19 protein-coding genes and 1 riboswitch are annotated in these 26,711 nt (G+C 43.1%); of the genes, 12 read left to right on the top strand and 7 right to left on the bottom strand.

The window, feature by feature from the left end:
• The first annotated feature begins 156 nt into the window (after positions 1–156).
• The 4 genes from NOM01_RS02160 to NOM01_RS02145 all read left to right on the top strand — a co-directional run bounded on the left by NOM01_RS02160 (position 157) and on the right by NOM01_RS02145 (position 5,190).
• Positions 157–831 (top strand): HAD family hydrolase, encoded by a 675-nt coding sequence (locus NOM01_RS02160; protein ID WP_255745988.1) that lies wholly within the window; start codon positions 157–159, stop codon positions 829–831.
• 132 nt (positions 832–963) lie between these two features.
• Positions 964–2,703, top strand: a complete 1,740-nt coding sequence (locus NOM01_RS02155) for a phospho-sugar mutase (protein ID WP_255745987.1) — start codon at positions 964–966, stop codon at positions 2,701–2,703.
• Positions 2,704–2,916: 213 nt separating this feature from the next.
• On the top strand, positions 2,917–4,494 hold the full coding sequence (locus NOM01_RS02150) for a peptide chain release factor 3 (protein ID WP_255745986.1): 1,578 nt from the start codon (positions 2,917–2,919) through the stop codon (positions 4,492–4,494).
• A gap of 51 nt (positions 4,495–4,545) precedes the next feature.
• Positions 4,546–5,190, top strand: a complete 645-nt coding sequence (locus NOM01_RS02145; RefSeq protein WP_255745985.1) for a class I SAM-dependent methyltransferase — start codon at positions 4,546–4,548, stop codon at positions 5,188–5,190.
• Between the two features lie 110 nt (positions 5,191–5,300).
• Here the strand turns inward: NOM01_RS02145 and metE are convergent, their stop codons facing one another.
• Positions 5,301–7,607 carry a 5-methyltetrahydropteroyltriglutamate--homocysteine S-methyltransferase gene (gene metE, locus NOM01_RS02140; protein ID WP_255745984.1) on the bottom strand — a complete coding sequence of 769 codons (2,307 nt, stop codon included), beginning with the start codon at positions 7,605–7,607 and terminating at the stop codon, positions 5,301–5,303.
• Between the two features lie 95 nt (positions 7,608–7,702).
• Positions 7,703–7,815: riboswitch (SAM riboswitch) on the bottom strand.
• Between the two features lie 220 nt (positions 7,816–8,035).
• On the opposite strand from metE, the gene NOM01_RS02135 reads away from it, so the two are divergent.
• The 7 genes from NOM01_RS02135 (at position 8,036) to NOM01_RS02105 (ending at position 18,012) form a co-directional block, all read left to right on the top strand.
• A complete protein-coding gene (locus NOM01_RS02135) occupies positions 8,036–9,892 on the top strand; it encodes a putative bifunctional diguanylate cyclase/phosphodiesterase (RefSeq protein ID WP_255745982.1) in 1,857 nt (618 codons plus the stop codon).
• A 148-nt stretch (positions 9,893–10,040) separates the two neighbouring features.
• On the top strand, positions 10,041–11,327 hold the full coding sequence (locus tag NOM01_RS02130) for a globin-coupled sensor protein (RefSeq protein WP_255745981.1): 1,287 nt from the start codon (positions 10,041–10,043) through the stop codon (positions 11,325–11,327).
• 286 nt (positions 11,328–11,613) lie between these two features.
• Positions 11,614–12,579: an AAA family ATPase gene (locus NOM01_RS02125; RefSeq protein ID WP_255745980.1), complete on the top strand. Its 966-nt coding sequence runs from the start codon at positions 11,614–11,616 to the stop codon at positions 12,577–12,579.
• A gap of 23 nt (positions 12,580–12,602) precedes the next feature.
• Positions 12,603–13,733, top strand: coding sequence for a DUF58 domain-containing protein (locus NOM01_RS02120; protein ID WP_255745978.1), 1,131 nt, complete (start codon positions 12,603–12,605; stop codon positions 13,731–13,733).
• A gap of 5 nt (positions 13,734–13,738) precedes the next feature.
• Positions 13,739–16,045: a transglutaminase TgpA family protein gene (locus NOM01_RS02115; RefSeq protein WP_255745977.1), complete on the top strand. Its 2,307-nt coding sequence runs from the start codon at positions 13,739–13,741 to the stop codon at positions 16,043–16,045.
• A 169-nt stretch (positions 16,046–16,214) separates the two neighbouring features.
• Positions 16,215–17,633 (top strand): SpoVR family protein, encoded by a 1,419-nt coding sequence (locus NOM01_RS02110; RefSeq protein WP_255745976.1) that lies wholly within the window; start codon positions 16,215–16,217, stop codon positions 17,631–17,633.
• Between the two features lie 151 nt (positions 17,634–17,784).
• The gene (locus NOM01_RS02105) at positions 17,785–18,012 is read left to right on the top strand and encodes a hypothetical protein (RefSeq protein ID WP_255745974.1); all 228 of its coding nucleotides are present in this window, start codon (positions 17,785–17,787) and stop codon (positions 18,010–18,012) included.
• Positions 18,013–18,099: 87 nt separating this feature from the next.
• On the opposite strand, the gene NOM01_RS02100 is transcribed toward NOM01_RS02105, so the two are convergent.
• From NOM01_RS02100 to NOM01_RS02085, 4 genes are all read right to left on the bottom strand, one after another.
• Complete coding sequence (locus NOM01_RS02100; protein WP_255745972.1) at positions 18,100–19,164, bottom strand: DUF871 domain-containing protein; 1,065 nt, start codon at positions 19,162–19,164, stop codon at positions 18,100–18,102.
• A 166-nt stretch (positions 19,165–19,330) separates the two neighbouring features.
• Positions 19,331–20,710, bottom strand: coding sequence for a PTS transporter subunit EIIC (locus tag NOM01_RS02095; RefSeq protein ID WP_255745970.1), 1,380 nt, complete (start codon positions 20,708–20,710; stop codon positions 19,331–19,333).
• Between the two features lie 5 nt (positions 20,711–20,715).
• Positions 20,716–21,609, bottom strand: coding sequence for an N-acetylmuramic acid 6-phosphate etherase (gene murQ / locus NOM01_RS02090; RefSeq protein WP_255745968.1), 894 nt, complete (start codon positions 21,607–21,609; stop codon positions 20,716–20,718).
• Between the two features lie 134 nt (positions 21,610–21,743).
• A complete protein-coding gene (locus NOM01_RS02085; RefSeq protein ID WP_255745967.1) occupies positions 21,744–22,592 on the bottom strand; it encodes a MurR/RpiR family transcriptional regulator in 849 nt (282 codons plus the stop codon).
• Between the two features lie 182 nt (positions 22,593–22,774).
• Between NOM01_RS02085 and NOM01_RS02080 the strand changes: the two genes are divergently transcribed.
• Positions 22,775–23,347, top strand: a complete 573-nt coding sequence (locus NOM01_RS02080; protein ID WP_255745966.1) for an LOG family protein — start codon at positions 22,775–22,777, stop codon at positions 23,345–23,347.
• 62 nt (positions 23,348–23,409) lie between these two features.
• On the opposite strand, the gene pflA is transcribed toward NOM01_RS02080, so the two are convergent.
• Positions 23,410–24,171, bottom strand: coding sequence for a pyruvate formate-lyase-activating protein (gene pflA / locus NOM01_RS02075; RefSeq protein WP_255745964.1), 762 nt, complete (start codon positions 24,169–24,171; stop codon positions 23,410–23,412).
• Positions 24,172–24,214: 43 nt separating this feature from the next.
• Complete coding sequence (gene pflB / locus NOM01_RS02070) at positions 24,215–26,470, bottom strand: formate C-acetyltransferase (protein ID WP_255745963.1); 2,256 nt, start codon at positions 26,468–26,470, stop codon at positions 24,215–24,217.
• Positions 26,471–26,711: the final 241 nt, after the last annotated feature.

Genomic DNA, 26,711 nt, shown 5'->3' with positions numbered 1-26,711 from the left:
AGATTTTAAGGAAAATAGTATAAATGCAACTAAGTCTTCGCCTTCGTCAGAGGCTAGGCGAAGCCAAGTTTTCTAATAAATATTTGTGACAAATATAGAAATAAACGGTGCACATGTTAAAATGGAAAACGAGACCACTGAGAAGGGTTGTATTTGATGATTAAAGCAATTGTGTTTGATTTTGACGGAGTGATTTTAGATAGTGAACGACTCATGTATTTGGTTATGCAGAACATGTTTCATCGATACAGAGTGGAGCTTCCGCTCAGCATTTGGAGCCAGGCAATCGGAACACAGCACGGGTTTGACTCCCTGTCCTACCTTGAAGAACATGCCCACGTGAAGATAGATAGGGAAGCTTTTCAAGAAGAACGTTACGCTTTATTTAATCAATTGGTGGACAGAGAAGAGGTGCTTCCCGGAGTTAAATCAGTACTGAATCAAGCGCAAGAGCTTGGTTTGAAAATCGGGCTTGCAACGAGTTCAAAGGGCGACTGGCCGCGTAAGCATCTCAGCCGGCTGGGGCTCTCCGATTATTTCATGAGCATTAAATCTTCGGATGATGTGCAAAAGGTGAAGCCGGACCCCGCATTATATAATAAATCTTTGACCAGCCTTGGCGTGAATCCGAAAGAAGCCATTGCGATTGAGGACTCCTTCAACGGCTCGCTTGCCGCAAAACGAGCCGGTATGTACTGCATTGTCGTCCCGAATGCCGTCACCAAGCAAATGCCATTCGGCCATGTCGACGGCAGCTTCAATTCACTCCAGGATGTTTCTTTGGAGAAACTTATTCGTTATTTTTCGCCTGAATTAAGAAAAAAAGCATAAAAAATTTTTTACGGGAAGGCTCTGTTTTCCCGCTTAAAAGGTATGACAGCGTTTTTTTCTGTTTTGATATATAATGTAAGTGGAATTATTTATGATCAACTGAAAAGCTTTAACTTAAAATGGGGTGAACACATGGGTTGGAAAACGGTATATGAGAAATGGAATTCCGATGCGGCTTTGGATCAGGATTTGAGAAAACAACTGGATGCAATTGCTGAGGATTCTGCGAAGCTCGAGGATTGCTTTTATACAAATCTTGAATTTGGAACAGGCGGTATGCGTGGGGAAATCGGACCGGGCACAAACCGCTTAAATATCTATACGATCCGCAAAGCATCGGAAGGCTTGGCACGTTATATTCTTAATGCTGGGGAAGAAGCAGTAAAAAGAGGCGTTGTAATTGCACATGATCCGCGTCATTTTTCTGCTGAATTCACATTGGAAGCAGCGAGGACGCTTGGTGCTCATGGAATCAAGACGTTTATATTTGATGCACTGCGCCCGACACCGGTTTTATCCTTTGCCGTGCGTTTCTTAAACGCTTTCTCAGGTATTGTGATTACGGCAAGCCATAATCCGCCTCAATACAATGGCTATAAAGTATACAATGAATTCGGCGGTCAGCTTCCGCCGGCAGAGGCTGATGAAGTGATCCGCTTTGTCGCATCCGTGGAGGATGAATTGGCGGTGCAAGTCGCGGATGTTGATGAACTGAAGAAAAACGGTGTTCTGGAAGTAGTCGGAGAGAGAGTTGATCAGGCTTACCAAGAAAAGGTAAAGACGCTGTCGCTTAATCCGGATGTCATTCAAAAGGTCGGCTCCGACTTGAAGATTGTCTACACGCCGCTTCATGGAACAAGCTATCATCCGATTGTTAATGGTTTAAAGAACTGGGGCTTTACCAATGTAACGGTTGTGAAGGAACAGGCAGAACCAGATCCGGAATTTTCAACGGTAAAATCACTGAATCCTGAAGAGCATGCAGCATTCAAAATCGCTATTGAATATGGCAAGAAACTGGATGCGGATCTTCTGATCGGTACTGATCCGGATTCCGACCGACTGGGTGTTGCAGTCAAAGATGATCAAGGTGAATACGTTGTTCTGACGGGTAACCAAACCGGTGCCGTCCTATTAAACTATTTGCTTACACAGAAGCAGGAAAAAGGATTGTTGCCGAAGAACGGCGTTGTTGTCAAGACGATTGTTACTTCTGAAATCGGACGGACAATTGCGGAGGCTTTCGGCATTCCAACGATTGATACATTGACCGGATTCAAGTTCATCGGCGAGAAGATCCACGAGTACGAATTAAGCGGCAAATACAGTTTCTTGTTCGGCTATGAGGAAAGTTACGGTTATCTGATCGGCTCCTTTGTACGCGATAAAGATGCAGTTCAAGCGGCACTGTTTGCTTGCGAAGCTGCAGCCTATTTCAAGTCGCAAGGCAAGTCATTCTATGACGCGCTTCAAGATGTATTTAAGAAATACGGCTATTTTGAAGAAGGACTTGAATCACTTACGCTAAAAGGAATCAGCGGTAAAGAAGAAATCAACTCGATCATGAATGATTTCCGCAATCAGCCGCCTGTTGAAGTGGCTGGTGTTCCGGTGGCAGTGATCGAGGATTATAAGAAATCCGAAGCGGTGGATGTGGCAGCCGGTACAACATCGACGATTGAACTCCCCGTATCCAATGTTCTGAAATATAAACTGAGCGACGGTGCATGGTTCTGTCTGCGTCCGTCCGGAACAGAACCGAAAATTAAATTCTATTTTGGGGTCAAGGGCAGTGATGCCGCTGATCGTGACAAGAAATTTAATGCAGTGAAGAAGGCAGTTATGGACCGGGTACACAATCTGGTTGGATAATGTGTCTATTGAGATGAGCACTAAGCATTTATGATTCACAAGAATTATGTATATAATTAACATAGAATGGATGAAAAGCATTCGCAGCAGAAGTGACGGAATAAAATGGTTAAAGCCATTTTATTCTGCATGCGAGTGCCTTTTTTACGGAGGGATTTCTTTTGCCTTAATTAATGATTCGAATGTTAAGAGTGAAATTTATAGGAGGAAAAAATGAATCAGTTACAGCAGGAATTAAAAAGGCGTCGTACATTCGCTATCATATCTCATCCAGATGCCGGTAAAACGACGCTGACTGAAAAGCTGCTGGTGCTTGGCGGTGCCATTCGAACGGCAGGCGCGGTCAAATCACGCAAAGCCGAAAAATTCGCGACTTCAGACTGGATGGAATTGGAGAAGAAGAGGGGCATCTCGGTGACCTCCAGTGTCATGCAATTTGAATACGGTGGCTACAAAATTAATATTCTTGATACGCCCGGGCACCAGGATTTCAGTGAAGATACGTACCGAACACTGATGGCTGTCGACAGTGTAGTTATGATTATCGATGCGGCAAAGGGTGTCGAACCACAGACCATCAAATTATTTAAGGTCTGCCGCGACCGGGGAATTCCGATTTTTACATTTATTAATAAGCTTGATCGACAGGGCAAAGAACCACTTGAGTTGTTCGAAGAGATCGAGAATGTGCTCGGTATTGATTCGTACCCGGTTAACTACCCGATTGGCATGGGCCAGTCATTCCGTGGAGTCTATGACAGGCAGGAACATAAAATTGAATGGTATAACGATAAGAGAGAACGTCAGGTTCAAGCGTTAAGTGAAGTGGATGAACTGTCTGAACTATTAAAGGACACGGTCGACGATTATACACTCAATCAGCTTGAAGAAAATTTGATGCTGTTGGATGAGGCAGGAAACGATTTTGATCTGGAAGCTGTCAAAGCAGGCAAGCAGACACCGGTATTTTTCGGGAGTGCGATTTCAAGTTTCGGTGTACCGACCTTTCTGGAACATTATTTGAAGCTGGCACCGCAACCGCAGCCGCGTCAGTCAAGTGAAGGCATTATTCAGCCGGACGATCCTAATTTTTCCGGATTCGTGTTTAAAATTCAAGCGAACATGAATCCGGCACACCGCGATCGAATTGCATTTTTGCGTATTGTTTCCGGTAAATTCGAAAAAGGGATGGGCGTATATCTCGATCGGACCGGCAAACAGTTAAAGCTTGCGCAGCCGCAGCAATTCTTTGCTGACAGTCGTGAATTGATTGATGATGCGTATCCGGGTGATATTGTCGGACTCTATGATACCGGATTTTATCAAATCGGTGACACCGTGTGCCGGTCGAAGGATACATTTAATTTCGGCGCACTCCCGCAATTCTCCCCTGAACACTTTGCTAAGGTGCGCGCGAAAAATGCGATGAAGCAAAAGCACTTCTTGAAAGGCGTCAGCCAGCTCGCTCAAGAAGGCGCCATTCAGGTGTATAAAACGCAATATGAAGAGACGATCCTAGGTGTGGTCGGGACACTGCAATTCGACGTTTTTGTCTATCGAATGCAGGCTGAATACGGCGTTGATCTTGATATTGAACGTATGCCGCATCAAGTGGCGAAATGGATTGCTAATCAAGAGGAAGCAGATGCGCTTCGTCGTAATTCCAATAATCTGGTCGTTTCTGATTATAAGGACCGCCCAGTTATCATTTTTGAAAATGACTTTTCTCTGCGCTGGTTTCAGCAGAAGCATCCGAAAATCGAGCTTCGCGATTCCAGTCATAATATGTAAGAAAAAAAGAGCCGTTGGGCTCTTTTAAATTATAGAAAAAGGAGGAAGAGCATGCTAAATCAAGAAGACTATTGGAACAGTATTGCAGACGAAAAACAATTTACGACTCCATTTCAAATTGATCTTTTTTCTAAATATGTAGATAAAGGCGCGAAGATACTTGACTATGGTTGTGGTTACGGTAGAACTTTGCTTGAGTTAAAGGAGCATCAGTTCACTCATTTATTTGGTGTTGATTTCTCGGAAGCAATGGTTAAACGTGCCCAATCAAATGGCAGCAATGATATAAACGTCGCTTTAATTACAAGCGGTCAATTACCTTTCGAAGATCATACCTTTGATGCTGTGCTATTATTTGCTGTTCTTACTTGTGTTTATAAAAATCAAGAACAGGATGCCATTCTAGATGAGATAAAGAGAGTTCTAAAGCCCAACGGTATCATTTATATTAATGACTTCCTATTAAATAATGATGAACGAAATTTATGCCGCTATAAGAACTATGAGAATAAATATCAAACCTATGGAGTGTTTGAACTCTCAGATGGTGCAGTCTTGAGACATCATAGTGATGAGCGTGTGAAAGAATGGAGCAATTCTTTTGAACGTCTGGAGTACGAGAAGGCCGTCTATACAACAATGAATGGACATCGTTCAAATGGATTGGTTTACATTGGAGAATTGGTGAATGACTGAACGATCAAACCTGTGTATGTCACGATTAATTTTTAGCAAGTAAAAAAAGAGGCCCCCTCTAAAGTCATTTTTCGACTTTGAGGTGAGCCTCTTTGATTATTTATAGCTTTTTATTTTCCTACTGTATTGCTGAGTTCTTTGCGAACCTCGTTGGCTGCTTCCACCATGTTCTTAAGCGCGGGGATCGTTTCTTCGGGACGGCGTGTTTTGAGGCCGCAGTCCGGGTTGATCCAGACGATTTTAGGATCAAGCACCTTAAGCGCGCGTTCTGCGTAGGACTTCATTTCTTCTACGCTAGGGATACGTGGGCTGTGAATGTCATAGACGCCTAGACCGATGCCTTTTTTGTATTCGAAATCTTCAAAGGCAGAAATGATTTCACCATGGCTGCGTGCTGCCTCAATTGAAATCACATCGGTATCCAGCGCGTCGATGGTGTCGATGATTTCATCAAATTCCGAGTAGCACATATGCGTATGAATTTGTGTGTCATTATTAACAAATGATGTTGCCAGCCGGAATGAATAGACGGCATCATGCAGATAGCCTGGTTTCTTATCTTCCTTAAGCGGAAGACCTTCTCGAAGTGCTGGTTCGTCAACTTGAATCATGCGGATATCCGCTTCTTCAAGTGCGTGCACTTCTTTCTTTAAAGCGAGCGCGATTTGGTTGAAAACAGCTCCTTGACTGATGTCGTCGCGGACGAACGACCAGTTGTAGATCGTGACCGGTCCGGTAAGCATACCTTTTACCGGCTTATTTGTCAGTGACTGAGCATAGGCGCTTTCCTTCACCGTCATTGGATCTTGCCATGATACATCTCCGAAGATCAGCGGTGGTTTAACACAACGTGAGCCATAGGACTGAACCCATCCGAAACGCGTAAAGGCAAATCCGTTCAGCTTTTCTCCGAAGTACTCAACCATGTCGTTTCGTTCGAATTCACCATGGACGAGGACATCAATTCCGAGATCTTCCTGAATTTCGATCCATTTCGCCGTTTCATCTTTAATAAATTGCTCATAGCGTTCTTCGGACCATTCGCCGCGTCTCCAATTACGTCGGGCCTGACGAACTTCTTTCGTCTGAGGGAAGCTCCCGATTGTTGTCGTCGGCAGTGGTGGCAGATTGAAGGCATCGGCTTGCACTTGCTGACGAAGTTTATAAGAGCCGGGGCGTGACGGCAGTTCCTCGTCTAATTGATCAATTTCTTTTTGAACTTCTTTATTGTTGCGGTGTTCGGATTGCTGTAGTGTCTGCAGATCTGCACTGTTTTTCTGAAGGGCACCATAGATGGCGGCTTCGCTTTCATTAAGCCCTTTCGTAAGGTAAACGACCTCGGTCAACTTTTCATCGGCGAAGGAAAGACCGTTCAGAAGCACAGGATCAAGATTGGTTTCATTTGAGATCGTGACCGGTACATGGAGCAGGCTTGATGACGGTGTGACCCACAGATTCTCGTGATACTTAACTGATGAGAGCAGTGTCTGCAGTTCAGTAAGTGTCGCCTTTAAATCTGTCTTCCAAATATTTCGACCGTCTACAACGCCTGCAGCCAGTACCTTGCCTTCAGGGAATCCATAGGCTTTGATCGATGCCAAATTTTCTTCTTTGCCGTAAACAAAATCAAGACCGATACCGTCAACGGGCAATTGAACGACAGCTTCGTAATCATCAATCGCCTCAAAGTAGGTTTGCAGAAGAAGCTTCAGTTCAGGCACACCATTTTTAATAAAATGGTAGGCTTTCGCGAACGCAGCAAGATCTTCTTTGCTCTGTTCCTTGACAAGAATAGGTTCATCGATCTGCACCCATTCAGCCCCGGCTTCTTTCAGTTCTTGAAACACCTGTACGTACAATGGAAGCAGTGCGTCAAGCAGTGTATTAAAATGATCTGGATCATAACCCTTTGACAGCTTTAACAGCGTCACCGGTCCGACAATAACGGGCTTGGCGACGATACCGAGCTCATTCTTTGCTTCATTAAACAAATTAAGAAGGCGGTTTTCCGTCAGATAAGGTTTGGTTTCATTGCTGATTTCCGGAACAATGTAGTGATAATTTGTATTAAACCATTTGGTCATTTCCGATGCTTCTGAATTTTTGTTTCCACGAGCAATTGAGAAGTATGTTTCAAGCGATAGTTCTTTTTCATTTGATTTAAAGCGGTCGGGAATTAAACCGAAAAGAACAGCCGTATCAAGGACATGATCATAAAGGCTGAAATCTCCAACGGGAATCAGATCAACTCCAATGTCTTTTTGTTTTTTCAAATAGCTTAAGCGCAGTGTTTTAACCGTATCTAGAAACGTTTCTTTCGAAATTTTACCGGCCCAAAATTGCTCAAGTGCCTTTTTCCATTCTCTTTTTTCGCCGATTCTCGGGTATCCGAGATTCGCACTTAATACTTTACCCATGTCTTCATCCTCCTGTAATCTGCATAACAAATTTTTCGAGGGGGAAAAACAAAAGGCCTCTCTATTTTAGAGAGGCCTGAATGATCATCCGCACCCTCTTATCTTCCAAGATTCTAAAATACCAATCTTGCTGGAATTAGCACCTTTTCATAAAATGAAAGGTTGCCGGGCTTCACAGGGCCAGTCCCTCCGCCGCTCTTAATAAGAGTTTAATTAAGTTAATTTGAATACTAACATGGAATTTGGGATTCGTCAATGCTTTACTTCGCAAACGCAAAAGGGTTGAATCATTTAAAAATAGTTTAAAATCAGCAAGATCTGCATGCAAAACGTATTCACATTTTATCTTCATCTGACGATAAAAAGAGTGAGTATGTCTCTCAAACATGAACGAACAGCAGCGAAGACACGATGAGGGTGAATACGAAATGAGTGAGCAATTTAATCGAGACAGATGGCTGGAGGAAGTGAAGAAGCAGATCACTGATCAATCGATCACAGATCATTCTGTTCTAAAACGGATTCGACTGGCACAAATTCATAAACTGGATCTGCAACTGTTGAAATGGATGCGTCCATATCTTATGAATGATCGCGCTAACATTGTCAATCAAATGAGCCAACAAATACTCGATTTATATAAAATACTGAGCAAGATTCCGTCTCAAAAGGCAAAAGAATACTTGAAAAATATGTATGCAGAACAAACTCGGCTTCTTTTCAAGGGATCTCTTGATCAGAGTGTTTTAGTACATTGCGAGCAAAGCGCAGTTTTTTTTCTAGACCATGAGCTAAGCATTGCAAATCAAATTGCTCTTTTTAGTTTGTACCGTCGAGCGCTTATCGAAGCAATCGCGCATGAGGTCAATCACCCTGAACAGATGTTATTTCTATCCGAATCTTTAGATAAATTTCTAAGTCTGGAGCAGCAATTGATTCTGGAACGTTATCAGCAGTTGAAGCATAAACGTGAACTTGAAAAAGAAGAAGTTATTCGCTTCAGAGCTTATCACGATGCACTGACCGGGCTACCAAATAATTTGGTTGCTGAAGAATCGGTTGTCGATTTGGTCAAAGGATACAAAAATAACAATCGGTCGTTCTCATTACTGAAAATAAATGTCGATCGATTAAAAATTATTAATGAGATTTTCGGTCGGCAAATAGGAAATGAGCTGTTGGTCGCTTTATCCGGGAGAATGAAGGGAGCTCTTAAAGACTTCAACGCAGAATTATATCGGATCAGCAGTGATGAATTCATGATTATCTGCAGAGACTGCTTGAATAAGCGCGGCTTGACACATCTCATCGAAACATTATTGCGAACAACCGAACAACCCTACCATATCGATGGAAAAGAGATCTATGCAACATTCAGTATCGGCATCTCACAATTTCCGTACGATGGAAGTTCGAGTATTCAAATAATGGCGAGTGCTGAAGCAGCGCTAAGAGAGGCAAAGAAAAGCAGCAGAGAAAGTTTTTTCTTTTATAATAATGCGCTTCACCAGAAGCTGCTAATGAAGCTGAATACGGAAAATGAATTGCAATCCGCATTGTATAATCATCAATTTCTGTTATATTATCAACCTCAGGTTGATGCATGTACCGGGGCATTAATTGGTGTAGAGGCTTTGGTTCGGTGGGAACATCCGGAACGCGGCATCGTTCCTCCGAGCGCATTTATTTCGGTTGCTGAAGAAACAGGAATTATTCGTGACATTGGCTGGTGGGTGCTTGATGAGGCCTGTCGGCAAATGAAAAAGTGGCAGGATCGCGGTACTCCCAAAGTACCGATTTCTGTGAATCTCTCGTTTAATCAATTTCACGATGATTCGTTAGTCAAACGGGTCTGCTTCGCGTTAGAAGCAAGTGGTCTTCAACCTGAGTATCTTGAGCTGGAGATTACTGAATCAACGATGGCAGAGGATTTGGAACGATCGATTAGGCTATTAAAAGAAATTCGGGCACTGGGAGTCGGCGTCAGTCTTGACGACTTCGGTACTGGATACAGTTCGCTCAGCTATTTGAAGAGCTTGCCGATCAATCAGTTAAAGATTGATCGTTCTTTTGTGCTGGATATTGCACAAAGCAATCAAGATCAAGCGATTGTGACCGCAATTGTTTCGATGGCTGAACATCTATGGATCGATGTTATTGTTGAGGGAATTGAGACGAAGGAACAATTGCGTGCGATTGAATCGTGCCGATGCCGAGCAATTCAGGGCTACTATTACAGCCGTCCGCTCGCTGAAAATGATTTTTCAGATAAATATTTAGCCTGAAATATTGACTAAAGTGTGAACTGGCCCTTTTTAAAAGACAGAGTTGGTAAACTAGTTACAGGGTTATTTCTACTAAAAGAGTTATTTATAAAGATTGAGATCGATTTTCTGTCGTGAATGAACCACGAGAGGGATTGGAGGGGCTTGAATGCCTTTGTTAAAAAGAAGCGAGAATAAAGGGTCGTGGCTAAAGAAGGCGGAATCGGAAGATGTCCTCATCGACATCTCGGATGCGCATGTGGCTGAGAAGCTTGAGATGCTGGATATTAAAGAATATGACCTTCAAATTATGAAAATGATGAGGCCTTTTGTAGAAGAAGAAATTGATCGAATGGCCTATGAATTTTACTCCAGCTTTACCAAAATTGAGTCATTGAGGAAGATCATTGAAAAATACAGCACTGTAGAGAAACTGAGCAAAACACTTGCGACGCACGTCATGGAACTTTTTTCAGGTGTCATAGATGAAGCATTTCTTGATCGCAGGTATCGTGTCGGCATCATGCATTATCGCATTGGGTTGACCCCTCCCTATTACATGGGAACCTTTCAAAATCTGCTCTCGAATCTGATTACCATTGTCTTGACTCATGTCCCAGAGACAAAAGAAGCGGATCGTGTAATTCGTTCCATTAATAAAATGATCAGCTTTGAACAGCAAATTGTTCTCGAAGCCTACGATGAGGAATATGAAAAGACATTGAAGCGGGAATATGAAACCGGGCGTGAAGATCTGCGCACTGCGATCCTGCAGGTCAGCAACCAGCTGACTCATTTGTCTGAACAAAGTGATCAGTTGGTCCATCATTTGCTCGAACAGTTTGAAGTTGTCCGTGAGAACTCTAAAAAGCGGAATCAGATGTCCCAAGACGCAAAGAAGCATGCTTCTGAGGGACAGAATCAGTTAGAACAACTTTTTGTTGAAGTGATGGCTGCGAGCAGCTCCGTTCAGGAAATGGGGAAAATGGTCGGTGAGCTGGAAAACTCGTCAAAGCAAATTGGTCAGGTAACCTTATTGGTTAAGGACATTTCCGAACAGACCCATATTTTGGCGATTAATTCAGCAATTGAAGCGGCACGGGCAGGTGAATACGGCAAAGGGTTCACTGTGGTTGCCCAGGAAATTCAAAAATTGGCGGAGGAAACGAATCACGCGATGATTCAAATTTCCGAGTTAATTAAGAAATCAACGACGGTAACCGGTCAAGTTGTTGTTTCTCTCGATAAAACGACATCGATTATTAAAAAAAGCATGGAAGAATCCATGCATACTGGGGAGAAATTTGAATTTGTTATTGAATCTGCAGATCAAAACAATTCACTATCCGGAGTTACGGACAACAGCATTGACGAGCTTGCGTTAATTACAGAACAATTAAGTACAGGTGTGGAGACCTTGATCGTTTCGGCTGAACAATTAAAAAGCCAGTTGTAATTCAAAATAGAACAAGTTAATCTCATAAAAGAGAGAGAACATACGAAATCTATCGTGTGTTCTTTTTTTTCTAGGCTCTGTTAAAAAAGATGTTAATCCTCATAATTTATTGGCTCATTCGTAAAAAAACATAAGATTTTCACACCTTTTCACTTGTGGAAAGGTTTGCTTTGAAAACGTAAGAGTTAGGCTATTGTAATGCTGATTTTTGGAATTCGAAAATTATTTTCTGTACAATAGAATTAATGATTGAACAAATCGGAAAACTGTGGAATCGAGGTAACTTATGAATTCGAATAGTGAAGCACATCAAATGATTTCAGAACTCATTGACCATGTGGAAACAGTTGTTGTCGGAAAAAGAAAAATTGTAAAGTTGATGACGATTGCACTCGTTGCCGGTGGTCATGTATTAATTGAGGATATACCCGGGGTTGGAAAAACCGTGTTGGTTCGTGCCATTGCGAAATCAATCGGAGCAGATTTTAAACGAATTCAGTTCACACCGGATTTGCTGCCGTCGGATATCACTGGTTTATCTATTTACAATCAAAAAGAGGCACGGTTTGAATTTCGTCCGGGACCATTAATGGGTAACATCATTCTAGCTGATGAAATTAACCGCACATCGCCTAAGACCCAATCGGCATTGCTCGAAGGTATGGCAGAGAGACGTGTTACCGTTGATGGGATCACAAGGCAGCTCCCCAAACTCTTTTTTGTCATGGCAACACAAAATCCGATTGAATATGAAGGAACGTATGCATTACCGGAGGCTCAGCTGGATCGCTTCTTATTAAAATTATCCATTGGCTATCCTTCTCGAAGGGACGAGCTCTCGCTGTTGAATCGGACGCCCGATCAAAACCCGGTTAACAGTTTAACCCCAATTCTGACTGTGGACGAAGTTCTTCAACTGCGTCACCGTGCCGCTTCCGTCTATGTTTCCGAGGATATGAAAAATTACTTAATGGACATTGTTCAGACGACTCGCGAACACTCAATGATCGCACTCGGTGTGAGCCCTCGGGGAACCATCGGCTTGCTTCGGGCAGTTCAGGCCTGTGCATTTATTGAACAGCGTGATTATGCGATTCCTGACGATGTCAAGACAGTGGCACCTTATGTTCTCGCTCATCGCATCATTCTTAATCAAGAAGCTGTTTATGAAAATACGGATGCATTTTCAGTGATTCAAGAGATTGTCCGCAAAACGAAGGTTCCGGTGGATATAAAGGAATTCGTTAAATGATTGGTCTTTGGTTGAACAAAAGAATGTTGCGATCAATTTTGTCTGTAGCCGTTGGATCAATTATCGCTGTTTTCCTATTCCTGTTTGCATTCACACAGGGAGGGTTCCTTAGCTGGTTTCTTTTCTACACATATGTTCCCCTTGTCCTTTATCACTATTTGCTTTTCTTGTACCCATTTCAGTCAATTAAGACCGAACGCATAATTAACGACCAGCGCTTATTTGCTGGAGATACACTCTATTTGACTGTTCGTTTGAAAAGACGCTGGGCTGTTCCTTTTTTTCTCATGACTATTTACGAACGCTCGGATCAAACGTCCTCAATTATTTCAACGAATAAGGCAGAATTACTTACTTGGTTCACACGAGAGAAGAGCTTTCCACTTGCGGCAGAGCATATGCAGAGAGGAACGTATCATTTAAATACAATCATCTTGGAGCTTGGAGATCCTTTTGGATTATTCAGACGTACGGTTCTGCTTAAGAAGGCAACGGTCGTCTATGTCTACCCAAGGGTGCGGCAGCTTTCAATGGCGGAATTAGAAATGCCGCGACAAGGTGGATATGCCTCATCTCAAGAGACGGACTCGGCAAACTTTTCAGGCGTTCGTGCTTACCGGCCTAATGATCGTCCTTCTTGGCTGGACTGGAAGTCGGCGGCCAGAACCAATGCCCTTGTCACTAAACAGTTTGAACCCGAGCACGAACGAAAAGCTTCTGTTGTTTTGGTTTCGCAAAGGCAAGAGGATGATGAACGCTTTGAAACAGCAATTTCTTATACTGCATCTCTTGTTAAATCATTGCTTGGGCATGGATTTACCGTCCGGCTCACGTATCGTGCAGGAGAAGTGCCATTAGTCCTTCAAAGTAACACATCGCAGAGTTTGAATGCTGCCTATGCGGCTTTAGCAAAGCTTACCAAGGATCAGGCGCTGGAAATTGAAGATGTGCGTATGTCTGGAAAGAGACGTTATTTAGGCTATGCTGTCACTACCGATGCACGGCTTGCTGAAGCGATCGGTACCTTTGCGTCAAGCAACAAACAACAGCAAGTCATGTACTACATTTCTGATAAAACTGACGAAAGTGGCCTGAACCGTTTTAAATCCTCTTGGTTTAGGTTCAGAATCATTGAGGTAAATGAAGGCAGGTGAATACTTTGAGTGAGCGACTATTTATAAAATTGACAAATGCAATCATTTACGCGTTTGCTGGTTTTCTCTTGTGGCTGTGTGCGAAACCGCTCATCGAACTGACCATCCTGAATTCAAGAGCACTGCTCATTCTTTTTATCGCAGTGATGGTGCTGATGTTTTATCTGAAGCTTCCGGGATGGCTTTGCGCGTCGGTATGCGGGCTGATGATTCTGCATGCCGTGCACTTTTATTTCTTTCCTAATGATCCATTGCTGAGTTTCGATTGGCTTATTCAGCTTAGTACTGATATAGGGGCGAATATAGGGCATCTCTGGCAAGGTGAGATGGGGCAGTTGACGGATTTATTTAGTGCCTTTATGTTCTATATTCTTTTCGGCATGATAACCTTTGCTGTCAGGCATTGGCTGCGAAGAGGCAAGCTTGTTTTTTTTGTAATCCTTGCGATTATAAGCAGTGTGCTCATCGACACATTGACGTTTTATAATGGCAATAAGTCAATTGTAGCAATCCTTGCGACTGCACTTTCTATGCTCAGTATTTACAGATGGCAGCTTTTCTCATTAAATCATTTCGGAGAAAAAAAGCTGAAGAATACTTTGCCTTGGTTTGCTATATCGGGTGTTGCTATTGCTGTTCTGTTAATTGCGGGTTTACTTATTCCAAAGCCAAACAGCCAATGGACTGCTCCATCAAGCTATTTGAGCGGATTGGGATTTACGTTTTTTCAAAACGGCTCTTTTTTTTCGGGAAATCAACGAATCGGTTATGATGAAGATGACACAAGTCTCGGCGGATCCATTAGTATGGATCAAACCCCTCTGTTTACAGCGGCGGTGAGCGGAAATCCGGGCTATTGGCGAGTAGCGCACAAGGATCATTACACCGGCCGCGGCTGGAGTGACAGCGATCACTTTTATTTACCGGCATCTGATCGGACTGCATTTTCTACGATGCTGTCCTTGTATGGAACGCAAACGAAAACAAATAATCAGACGGCAGTTCTTCACTTTGAAAATTCGAGTCCGGCAATCTTGCCCTATACCGGTGAACCACAGTGGGTTGAAGTGCCCGGACAACGTCTGAAAGTCGAACAGCTGACCGGTCAGCTGCAGACTATCGATGAAAAAAAGGCGACTTCAGAAATCTTGGATTATGCAGAACCTGTTTATCAAACGGACGTTCTGAGGAGGACGACTACCGAACGTGATCCTGAGGTGATCCGGGATCGCTATCTTCAAGTACCACAGGATTTGCCGGTTCGCGTGCGCGAACTTGGACAACGTTTGACAGCGGGGAAAAGCAATCGGTACGATCAGGTGAAAGCGGTCGTTAATTATTTAAGGTCGTCACGATTCAGATATTCGACGGACAATATTCCTCGACCATCTCGTAATCAGGATTATGTTGACCAGTTTCTTTTCGAATCGAAGGTAGGATACTGCGATAATTTTTCAACGGCGATGGTTGTCCTGCTTCGATCGGCAGGAATTCCTGCCCGTTGGGTAAAAGGGTTTACTTCGGGCGATTATCAGCAACAGCTTCAAGAAAAGGTCAACGGCAAAACGGTCAATTTGACCCAATATCAAATTACCAACGCAGATGCACATTCGTGGGGAGAGGTTTATTTTCCAGGGAGTGGCTGGGTGACATTTGAGCCTACACCTTCATTCAATGATCCGAGTCAATTTGCCGCCAATTCGTCAAACAGCGGATCATCGCAATCAAATGCTGATCAGTCATCCGGAGAGTCGGAAACAACTGAAGATCAGCAAGATGCTTCATCACAGCAAGACGAACAAACAAATCAGCAGACAAAGAATAAGACGGATCAGCAAGCAGAGAATGCTCAGACGAAAAGTCATTCAGCGAAGAAAACATCCGGTCTCATGATTCACTGGCAGTACGTTGGCTGGATGACAATGATTGTCCTGCTTATCGGTGCCATTGCTGCCTGGTTGACACGAAAAAAGTGGCTTCGTGCCATTTATATAAGGAAAGTTCAAAAGAATCCGCTCAGCAGTACCCAGGATTTCCAGAAAATGTACCGGATGCTGCTCCTATTACTCCAGTTTGATGGGATGAAACGTTCAGAATCTGAAACTTTGCGTGAATATGCAGAACGTGTGGGAACGAATGCCGGAGCAGAACTGTTGCGGCTCACGGAGCGTTATGAACAAATCATTTATTCGAACGATCACCAATTAACATCGAATGATTCAGAACACATTCGCTCACTTTTAAATCGCTGGCTTCTCAGTCAATCAAAGAGAAAACATGCAACTTCAGTAGTCAAACGCAAAAAGGGATAAGTCAACCGGCTTATTCTTTTTTTACGTCACGCTTTTTCTGTATCATTCATTCGGTGATGCTTTTCTAGGCATTTGCCGGGTATAATCCGGCAGGCTAGGTTCATATGATGAAGAATAAAGTCATTGCGCCTAGCTAGCGGTTATGGCACAGAAAGGATGCTGCGATCCGATGAAAAAAGATGATCATAAAGAGCTTGAGCGATCGATTGATGAGATTACGGAGATTGCAGAAGGATTCGGACTTGACTTTTATCCAATGCGGTATGAAATTTGCCCCGCGGAAATTATTTATACATTTGGTGCCTATGGCATGCCGACTCGATTTTCTCACTGGAGTTTCGGTAAACAGTTTTACAAAATGAAGCTGCAATATGACTTGGGATTGAGCAAGATCTATGAATTAGTCATCAATTCCGATCCATGCTACGCTTTCCTGCTCAATACCAACAGCCTGGTTCAAAACAAAATGATTGTTGCCCATGTGCTGGCACATTGTGATTTCTTTAAAAATAATGTCCGATTCATCAACACGAGACGCGATATGGTTGAAAGTATGAGTGCAACTGCGGAACGAATTCATAACTATGAAGAGCAATACGGAAGCAAGAACGTAGAGAAATTTATTGATGCAGTACTGGCAATTCAGGAGCATGTGGACCCGCGTATTATACGTAAAGGCGACTGGCTGGACAGCAAACCGGGTAAGCCTGTGAAGAAGAGGAAAAAACCATTGTCACAGTATCAGGATCTGCTCAATTTGGATGACACGGATAATCGTGTTGAAGAAGAAACGGAAGACACCAAATTTCCAAATCGTCCGGAAAAGGATCTGTTGTTTTTTATTGAAGAATACAGCAAGGTGCTGGAGGACTGGCAGCGGGACATTTTGACGATGCTTCGAGAAGAGATGCTGTATTTCTGGCCACAGCTGGAGACAAAAATCATGAACGAAGGCTGGGCCTCCTATTGGCACGCGCGTATCATGCGAGAACTTGATCTGACATCCGACGAGGCCGTTGAGTTTGCCAAGTTGAACGCGCAGGTCGTTCAGCCTTCACAGCAAAGTCTGAATCCTTATTATCTCGGATTGAAAATTTTTGAGGATATTGAAGAACGTTATAATCATCCGAATGAGGAGATGGCTTCATTCGGCGTGCAGGAAGGCTCCGGTCGGGAGAAAATTTTTGAAGTAAGGGAACTTGAATCTGACCAGTCATTCATCCGAAATTATTTAACTAAAGGGCTCGTACAACGAGAAGACTTGTTTTTATTTGAGAAGAAAGGCGACAAATACGCCATAACAGACAAAGATTGGAAAAACGTTCGTGATCAGCTTGTATCCATGCGTATTAACGGCGGATTTCCTTATATCGTTGTTGAGAACGGCGATTACAGAAACAACGGTGAATTACTTCTAAAACATCGCTATGAGGGAACGGAGCTCGATGTTCGAGATCTTGAAGGCGTTCTCAAGTATCTTGTGCAGCTGTGGGGGCGTACCGTTCATCTGGAAACCTATATTGAAGATCATCCCGTCCTGTTCAGCTTTGAAAATGGTGAAATGAGACGAAAAAGATTAGATTCTTAAATACAATTTGATTGCACAGTTAAAAACAGTTTCCCCATAAAGAGGAAACTGTTTTTTGATGACTCAATCTTTATTACCGCTTAAAACCCTCTTCACATTTCTCTCCTAAACTTGATTATAGGAAGCCAATCATGCTAAGGAGCTGAGCGAATTGAGTTTCGTCCGAAAACACAGCATTAGATTAGTCAGTCTTCTTTTTATTGTATCCATGCTTTATATCCCAATGATGATCCATCCTCCGGTAACACCTCAAATAACGAAGAATGAAAAGCCATTGATTGCTAGTGAAAAACTGGATCAGGACTCAGACTTCAATGACAGCAACGTAATCATTCAAAGCGAACGAAAAAACTTTGTCTATGCTCCGATTATTAAATAGATGCAGAGAATATAAGCGTACAAAATGATTTATTGTCTTAATCTGCTTGTTAAATAATTTGATAGGAGTCTCTATCGAGACATCGATCTATGCAAGCCATTCAATTTGGAATTTTGCACCTCCACGGATAAATGGAAGCACTGGCAGGTCCTCGTCAATGATCTTGCCAACGACATTTACTTTTGGATCCGCAGGGAGGTCGCGTCTTGTGATCTGAATCTCGCCTTGATATCTTCCGTAAAGCTTGTTATCGATCGTAATCGAACCGAGGGCTCTTGGCGTGAAATGATGATTTGGAAGAACAGGTGTCTCTACAAGGTGCAATGTTCTGGATTCCTGCGATCGAATACAGTCTCGTGCTTCATCAGGACGGTTGGATTGAGGTGCAGCAATAGCCCGAAGTAAAGGAAGATCGTCCACTTGACGACGGGCATGCAACAGAAAAATACCGTTCTTCCATGCTGCGATTTGCTTAAGGCTGCAATTGCTCATGTCAGGATCACCAAGAATAAGATCATCCACTGATTCGTGATCTAAATCTAATAGAGAAGCAAATGGAGTCAGTGTACGATGATCTTCAAGTGTCGGCAATCCTTGATAAATCGGACCGCGTTTTTCTTTATCACCGGGGAAAAAAGCGGCAATAGACAGCCCGGCACTCCGCAGCACATGATTACATTCTCGAAAAGCACGACGCGAAAGTCCCGTCTCCGGACGCGGGTAAAAATTATGACAAGCTGTTACTTGTTCCACATTCATACCTTTATCTTTCATGGTTTGCAGCATGGAAGAAGTTAGGGTACTTGCATTCAATACGATTGGAATTTGCTTGGACAGTTGAGCGGTCGTTTGTTCACTAAATCCGTCATCTAAACGAAGCGCGCTTATGCCCAGTTCTTTTAATCGATAAACTTCATGGAGACTCAGCTGAAGAACGTTTAAAGAATCTGCGGCGACGTCAATCGTTAAATTCATCTTCAATTTTTTTGCGAGCGCACCTAGTTTATAGAGTCTCTCCCGATATACGTTCGCGTTTTCTTCGGGTATGTGCAGTGATGAAAAGATCATTTCAAAGCCATACGTGTTGTACCGTGTGATTTTTTCTTCCTGCTCTTTAATTGACTTGCTTAAATAAACGGAAAAACCGAGCATTCTGTTCACTTCCCATCGTTGATTTAATTAGAGAAATTGTTGTTCAGTCATTGTGCTAACTTATCTGTTAAGATGATAATTTGCCCGATCCTTCAATTATAATCTAAATAAAAAATGAAGCGTGCAGGTTAGCCGCTCCATTTCTCATATTATTGTACCGTTGGAATTATTTAATGTTTTCCGCCATTTTTTCGTTGTATCCGAACAAGTAGGTGAAGATAAAACCTGCGGCATAAGCAATCACAAGGCCGATAAAATAGTAAACGTATTTATTTTGAGCAATCAGTGGAATGAGTGACAGCCCTGATACACCGATGCCGACTGCTCCTGTATGCATGACTGCCTGGAATGCTCCGCCAAATGCAGCACCGATACATGCTGTTACAAACGGACGGCCAAGAGGCAACGTGACCCCGTATAAGAGTGGTTCGCCGATTCCCAGAAATCCAACTGGTAAACCGCCTTTGATGTTGTTGCGAAGCTTTTGATTTTTCGTTTTCACATAAATGGCAATCGCTGCACCAACCTGACCAGCTCCGGCCATTGCAAGCACTGGAAGAAGGCTAGTATATCCAAACTGGTGAATCAAATCGAGATGGATTGGTGTCAGCCCTTGGTGCAGTCCAACCATAACGAGAGGCAGGAAGAAACCGGCGAGAACGGCACCTGCAACAACACCGCCAACATTCAGTATTGCCTGAATACCATTTGTAATGCCGTCTGTAAAGACTCCGAATAATGGCTGAATGGCGTATAGAGAAAGAAGTCCGACAACAAGCAATGAAATCAAAGGAGTAATAATGATATCAACACTGTTTGGCACACCTTTACGTACCTGCTTTTCAACTACAGTGATTAGCCATGCAGCAAAGATGACTCCGAATAATCCTCCGCGCCCAGGTGTCAGTGCTTCTCCATAAATAGTAATGTTCGCGAGTGCAGGATTGAAGAGAATCATGCCCATTATTGCACCGAGTACAGGTGTTCCGTTAAATTCTTTTGCAGTATTCCAGCCAACGAGAATGGCGAGAAAGGTAAAGAGGCTGCTTCCTATTAAAACAAGAATAGACAACAATGTTGATTTAGGGTCAGCCCCTGCATTAATTGCAAAGTTTGCAATTCCATTAATTAATCCGGAAGCAACGAGTCCGGGAATGAGCGGAATAAAAATATTGCCGATCTTTCTTAGTAATTGCTTAATTGGTGTCTTTTTAGTTTTGCTTTTAATCTTTTGCTTATTAATTGCAGCCTGCTCTTCAAGTGTAAGATCATCTGGATTCTTTTCTTCGCCGATAGCAAGTCCTGTCAATGCACTGAGTTCATCCGCTACTTTGTTAACCGTTCCCGGTCCGACAACGATTTGCAACGTATCATCATCAACGACACCCATGACACCATTAATTTTTTTTAACTCTGCTAAGTCCGCATTGTCTTTCTTGTTTATTGAGAGGCGTAAACGTGTTTGGCAAAACATGATTTTCTGAAGATTATCTTTTCCTCCAATGTTTTCCAAAATAGAAGTGGCCATCTGCTGTTCCTTTTTCATACCGTTCATTCCTCCTTCAAAGTTGTGCGAACAAATCCCTTTGCACGATTCAGTCGATCTATGGCTTCATCATATGAACACTGAAGTAAAGTCATGACGATCGCTGTTTTAACATTGTGCTTTGCTTTTTCAAATTGTTTTTCAGCTGTTTCAAGATCAGCACCTGTTGCTTCCATGATGATCCGTTTGGCACGTGCAATCAGCTTTTGATTCGATGGTTGGACATCCACCATTAAATTCCCATACACTTTCCCGATCCGGACCATAGAAGCTGTCGAAATCATATTGAGGACCAGTTTCTGTGCAGTTCCCGCTTTCAGACGGGTTGATCCGGTCAGAACCTCTGGCCCGGTTGCAATTTCAATAGCAATATCGGCGTAACGACTGATTGCCGCGTTTGTATTGCATGAGAGACTAACCGTTTTCGCCCCTTTGCTTCGTGCATACTTAAGTCCTCCGATTACATAAGGGGTCCTTCCACTCGCTGCAATACCGATGATCGTGTCCGCCGGTCCAACCGATTGATTCTTAAGATCTTCACCTCCAAGTTGTTCACTATCTTCCGCACCCTCAACAGCTCTTGTCAGTGCTCTTTCTCCCCCGGCAATGAGGCCTTTCACCATGCTTGGGGAGACACTGAATGTTGGCAGGCATTCCGAAGCATCGAGGACTCCCAGTCTTCCGCTGGTTCCTGCACCCATGTAAATTAACCGCCCTCCAGACTCAAAAGAAGCAACGACAAGACCAACGGCTTCTTCAATCGGCGTCAGTGCATTCTTTATCGCGAGAGGAACTGTTTGATCTTCATGATTCATTAATGCTAAGAGTTCATGAAGTGACATGGTATCCAGGTTCATCGTGTTCTGATTGCGGCGTTCAGTCGTGAGTTTTTCAGTCACTGTATACACACCTTTTCTGTTCTCTTTATTATGTTTATTAATAATATTCTATTAAATTGAAACAAAAAGTCAATATAAATTAGAAAAAAAGTGAAATAAACTTTCAAACAATGTAAAAAAATATAACATTGAGGTCACCTGCGAAATCTGATAATGGCTTCACGGGCCTCCTTATATTGATTCACAAGCCGTTCGCTTGATAAGTGAAAAACACTCAGATAGAGTGCTCCGATTATATTCAGTTGGGTCATCGTGGAAGCAATGCTCCCAATACGGAAATCCTGCTCGACAGGCGGTGTGCACAATTGAATATCTGAAACTTTAAATAAGGGAGAATGGTCGGCGTTAGTAATAGCTATAACACTTGCACCTTTATTTTTTGTGAGTTGTGCAAGCTGAAGCACATCCTTCGTTTTTCCAGACATGCTGACAGCTACAAAAACGGAAGAAGAGGTAAGAAATGGGGTTGTTGCTGCGACTTGATGGAAATCTGAAATCATCGTTGACTGATATCCAAGACGAGAAAATTTGTAACTTCCATCCATTGCTGCAATTGACGAACCTCCAACACCATAAAAAATAATTCGATCAGCCGTTTTCAGACGAGTGACTGCTTTTTCAAAATTCTTACGGTCAAGTGACAGTAAAATGGATTCAATGGCTTGCTTGTTCAATTGTGTAACCTTGCAAAAAAGATCGTATGGAGCATCCGCTTTTTGAAGGCTTGAGAAATCTGTGAGATCTTCCCTTGAGACAGTAAGCTCCTTGGCAAGCTCTAATTTAAAAGTCTTGAAGTTTGCAGCACCAATTGATTTGCAAAAGCGAACGACGCTTGCCTCACTAACATTCGCTTTGATGGAAAGGTCCTTTGAAGTCATACTTGGTACTAGTTCAGGATATTGTGCGATGTAGCGGCCAACGCTTTTTTCGGCTTCTGATAAATGATCTAATCTGTTTTTTATTTGTTGTAATAATGTGCTCAAACAATCGTCCTCCAACGGATTTGCATTTGTCTATTCATCATATTTTCTTAATCATATTATTGATTTAGACGTGTTGCAAGAAACTTAGAGTGAATGAGTATTGATTCTTAATTGTGCATAAGCCCATCTTTCATTATGATATAGTGAACGTATATCATTTTTATAGTAGAAGGTGAACCCAAATGAAAAAAATAGCAATCTACTGCGGGGCAAGCAAGGGGACAAATCCTGTTTATGAAAAAAATGCGGTGAAACTGGCAAAGTGGATTGCCGATAATGGTTATGAACTTGTGTACGGCGGTGGAAAAGTTGGACTGATGGGCATTGTGGCCGATACGGTGCTGGAAAACGGTGGCAACGTGATCGGTGTAATTCCGCAATTTCTTGTGGATCGGGAAATTGCTCATGATCGTCTGAATCAGCTTATTGTGACTCATGACATGGATGAACGAAAGAAAAAAATGATGGATCTGGCTGATTGTTGTATCGCGCTTCCCGGCGGACCTGGAACACTTGAGGAGATTTCCGAGGCAGTTTCTTGGGCAAGGGTAGGGGAGAATGATTCTCCGTGCATCTTTTTCAATGTGAATGGTTATTACGATCTGATGCAGCGCTTTTTTGATCAGATGGTCGAAGAAGGTTTTCTGTCACAAGCGGATCGTTCAAAAGTACTCATAACGGATTCAATTGAGAAGATTCATGCATTTATAGCTGATTACGTTCCGCCGAAAATTAGGCAGTACACGAAACAGTGAAAATGTATGCAATAAAAAATGACCTTGCGGTAAATTCTGCAAGGTCATTATTATTTTATTGATCACTGAGGCATGGCAACGAGCTGTTTTGTCATGTTCTTTTGAATTAATTGCGCGGCACGTGTCACTTCTGCATCTGTTGGCGATTCAATGCCTTTGAGCGGATAGTCAATTCCCATTGCTTCCCATTTATAGACTCCTAATTGATGGTAGGGCAGAATTTCCACGCGCTCCACATTCTGCAGTGTGTTGATAAACGTTCCGAGCTCTGTCAGATCCTCTTCGGAGTCGGTAATCGTTGGTACGAGCACATGCCGAATCCATACCGGAATCCGCTTTTCAGATAACAACCGGGCGAATGCCAAAATATGTTCGTTCGGCTGTCCGGTCAGCCACTTATGACGTTCGGAGTTTATCTCTTTGATATCGAGCAGCACGAGATCAGTGTATTTAGCCAGCTCATCGAACTTTTTATGAAAGAACGGAGCATCGACATAACAGCATCCGGATGTATCGAGTGCCGTGTGCACACCGATTGCTTGGCACGCCTTAAACAATTCAGTGAGGAACGGAATTTGAAGCATGGCTTCGCCTCCGCTGACGGTAATTCCCCCACCCGATGATTGAATAAACGGCAGGTAATCCTTCAGCTCATTAATGATCTCATCAACGCTTATTTGTTTGCCGGTGCCGATCGCTCGTGTGTCGACATTATGGCAATATTTGCATCGGAGCGGACATCCTTGGGTAAAAACGACAAACCGAATGCCGGGTCCGTCAACCGTACCGAACGATTCAATGGAGTGAATAGAGCCAAGAACCATGTACGGCACCTCCTTTCTCAAACAGAAACCGATCCGTTCTCTTTTAGATCGACTTGTGGAAGGTCCGGTGAAGGACTTCCAATTGTTGTTCACGAGTCAGTTTAATAAAGTTGACCGCATATCCTGAAACGCGGATCGTCAGCTGAGGATATTTTTCAGGATGATCCATGGCATCAATCAGTGTTTCGCGGTTAAACACATTGATATTAATGTGATGACCCCCTTTGACTGCATATCCGTCTAGCATAGCGTCAAGGTTTGCTTCACGAGCGACATCATCTTTTCCAAGTGCTTGCGGCACAATGGAGAATGTGTTTGAAATGCCGTCAAGTGAGTAGCGGTAAGGCAGTTTTGCAACGGATGACAGGGAGGCAAGGGCGCCTTTGCTGTCACGTCCGTGCATCGGGTTCGCTCCTGGAGCAAATGCTTCGCCGCGTAAGCGTCCATCCGGAGTGCTGCCGGTTTTCTTGCCGTAAACGACATTTGATGTGATCGTAAGAATTGATAAGGTTGGAACAGAATCACGGTATGTGCCGACTTTTCTTAATTTATTCATGAAGCGTTCAACGAGATCCACAGCAATTGTATCAACACGATCATCGTTGTTGCCGTATTTAGGGAAATCTCCTTCAATGTTAAAGCCGACTGCCAAGCCGTCTTCATCGCGCTGTACGTGAACTTTTGCATATTTGATCGCACTAAGTGAATCTGCCGCAACACTGAGACCGGCGATACCTGTCGCCATCGTGCGCAGAATATGGGTATCGTGCAGGGCCATTTCGCTTCGTTCATAGGAATACTTGTCATGCATGAAGTGAATAACGTTCAGTGTATTGATATAAAGTTCCGAAAGCCAATCCATCATACGATCAAATTTTTGCATCACTTCATCGTAATCCAATACATCACTTGTAATCGGTGCGAGAGCAGGCGCTACCTGCACTTTTTTGATTTCATCAACGCCGCCGTTAATCGAATAGAGCAGTGTTTTTGCCAAATTGGCACGAGCACCGAAGAATTGCATTTGTTTCCCGATACGCATTGCCGATACGCAGCAGGCAATGCCATAATCATCGCCGTATTGTACGCGCATCAAATCATCATTTTCATACTGAATGGCACTTGTCTTGATTGATATTTTCGCACAATATTCTTTGAATTGCTTAGGCAGCTGCTTTGACCAAAGTACAGTCAGGTTTGGTTCCGGAGCAGGTCCGAGATTCTCCAGTGTATGAAGGAATCGGAATGAATTTTTCGTCACGAGCGTACGCCCGTCAACCGACATGCCGCCAATTGATTCGGTAACCCAGGTCGGGTCGCCACTGAACAGTTCGTTATACTCAGGCGTACGGGCGAACTTAACGAGACGCAGCTTCATGACAAAGTGGTCAACCAGTTCTTGTGCCTCTTCTTCAGTAAGCACATCATTTGCAAGATCACGTTCAATGTAAATGTCAAGAAATGATGACGTTCTGCCTAGGCTCATTGCTGCGCCATTTTGTTCTTTAACAGCAGCCAGATAGCCGAAATACAGCCACTGGAATGCTTCACGTGCATTTGCTGCAGGTTTAGAAATATCAAACCCGTAGCTTGCAGCCATTTTCTTAATATCCTGCAACGCACGAATTTGTTCCGTCAGTTCTTCACGCAGACGAATGACTTCTTCGCTCATTTTACCGCCAGTGCTTTGTTTATCAATTTTCTTTTGTTCAATCAGAAAATCAATGCCGTACAGAGCGATGCGGCGATAATCACCGATAATACGCCCACGGCCATAGGCATCCGGAAGTCCGGTGATAATACCGACATGGCGAGCCAACTTCATTTCGTCCGTGTATGCGTCGAAAACACCTTGATTATGCGTTTTTCTGTATTCGGTAAAGACATGATTTACTTCATCATTTAACTTATATCCATAGGATTCACAGGCTTGCTTCGCCATACGAATGCCGCCGAAAGGCATCAGCGCACGTTTGAACGGTGCGTCGGTCTGCACGCCAACGATTTTCTCCAACTGTTTGTTTAAGTATCCTGGTTGATGAGAGGTGATCGTTGAAACAATTTCGGTGTCCATGTCCAGAACACCACCATTTTTCCGTTCCTGTTCGGAAAGCTCCATTACCTGTTTCCATAGAAGTTCTGTATTCTTTGTTGGTCCTGCCAGAAAAGATTCATCATTTTTATATGCATGTATATTTTTCATGATGAAATCGCGTACATCAATCTCATTTTTCCAAATACCTTCAACAAATCCGTCCCACGCAGATCCGTACTTGCTTTCTTCTACTACTGCTTCCATGCCGTTCATCTCCTCATTTAAATGGTCGACTAATTGAACATATTATCCTTGAGCACATGTTAATTATATAATAACAGATGTAAACGCTTACACATTAGTTGTGACTTTTTTGTTAACATTTATTCAAAAGATCGTGTCGATTCGGTGACTTAAATGAGGGCACGCAAAGAAGAAGTTTAGTAAGCGCGTTTTAATCAGATTTTTGATAAAATAATGATGAAGCCTAAAAGAGGAGTGAAGC

Source organism: Sporolactobacillus sp. STSJ-5, assembly GCF_024385605.1.
Classification (GTDB): Bacteria; Bacillota; Bacilli; order Bacillales; family Sporolactobacillaceae; genus Sporolactobacillus.
This window is presented reverse-complemented; position numbering and strand designations above follow the sequence as displayed.

Bases quoted from the DNA above. Each gene is read 5' to 3' on its own strand.
- NOM01_RS02160 (WP_255745988.1), top strand. From the start codon at position 157: ATGATTAAAGCAATTGTGTTTGATTTTGACGGAGTGATTTTAGATAGT.
- NOM01_RS02155 (WP_255745987.1), top strand. From the start codon at position 964: ATGGGTTGGAAAACGGTATATGAGAAATGGAATTCCGATGCGGCTTTG.
- NOM01_RS02150 (WP_255745986.1), top strand. From the start codon at position 2,917: ATGAATCAGTTACAGCAGGAATTAAAAAGGCGTCGTACATTCGCTATC.
- NOM01_RS02145 (WP_255745985.1), top strand. From the start codon at position 4,546: ATGCTAAATCAAGAAGACTATTGGAACAGTATTGCAGACGAAAAACAA.
- metE (WP_255745984.1), bottom strand. From the start codon at position 7,607: ATGGGTAAAGTATTAAGTGCGAATCTCGGATACCCGAGAATCGGCGAA.
- NOM01_RS02135 (WP_255745982.1), top strand. From the start codon at position 8,036: ATGAGTGAGCAATTTAATCGAGACAGATGGCTGGAGGAAGTGAAGAAG.
- NOM01_RS02130 (WP_255745981.1), top strand. From the start codon at position 10,041: ATGCCTTTGTTAAAAAGAAGCGAGAATAAAGGGTCGTGGCTAAAGAAG.
- NOM01_RS02125 (WP_255745980.1), top strand. From the start codon at position 11,614: ATGAATTCGAATAGTGAAGCACATCAAATGATTTCAGAACTCATTGAC.
- NOM01_RS02120 (WP_255745978.1), top strand. From the start codon at position 12,603: ATGTTGCGATCAATTTTGTCTGTAGCCGTTGGATCAATTATCGCTGTT.
- NOM01_RS02110 (WP_255745976.1), top strand. From the start codon at position 16,215: ATGAAAAAAGATGATCATAAAGAGCTTGAGCGATCGATTGATGAGATT.
- NOM01_RS02100 (WP_255745972.1), bottom strand. From the start codon at position 19,164: ATGCTCGGTTTTTCCGTTTATTTAAGCAAGTCAATTAAAGAGCAGGAA.
- NOM01_RS02095 (WP_255745970.1), bottom strand. From the start codon at position 20,710: ATGAAAAAGGAACAGCAGATGGCCACTTCTATTTTGGAAAACATTGGA.
- NOM01_RS02080 (WP_255745966.1), top strand. From the start codon at position 22,775: ATGAAAAAAATAGCAATCTACTGCGGGGCAAGCAAGGGGACAAATCCT.
- pflA (WP_255745964.1), bottom strand. From the start codon at position 24,171: ATGGTTCTTGGCTCTATTCACTCCATTGAATCGTTCGGTACGGTTGAC.
- pflB (WP_255745963.1), bottom strand. From the start codon at position 26,470: ATGGAAGCAGTAGTAGAAGAAAGCAAGTACGGATCTGCGTGGGACGGA.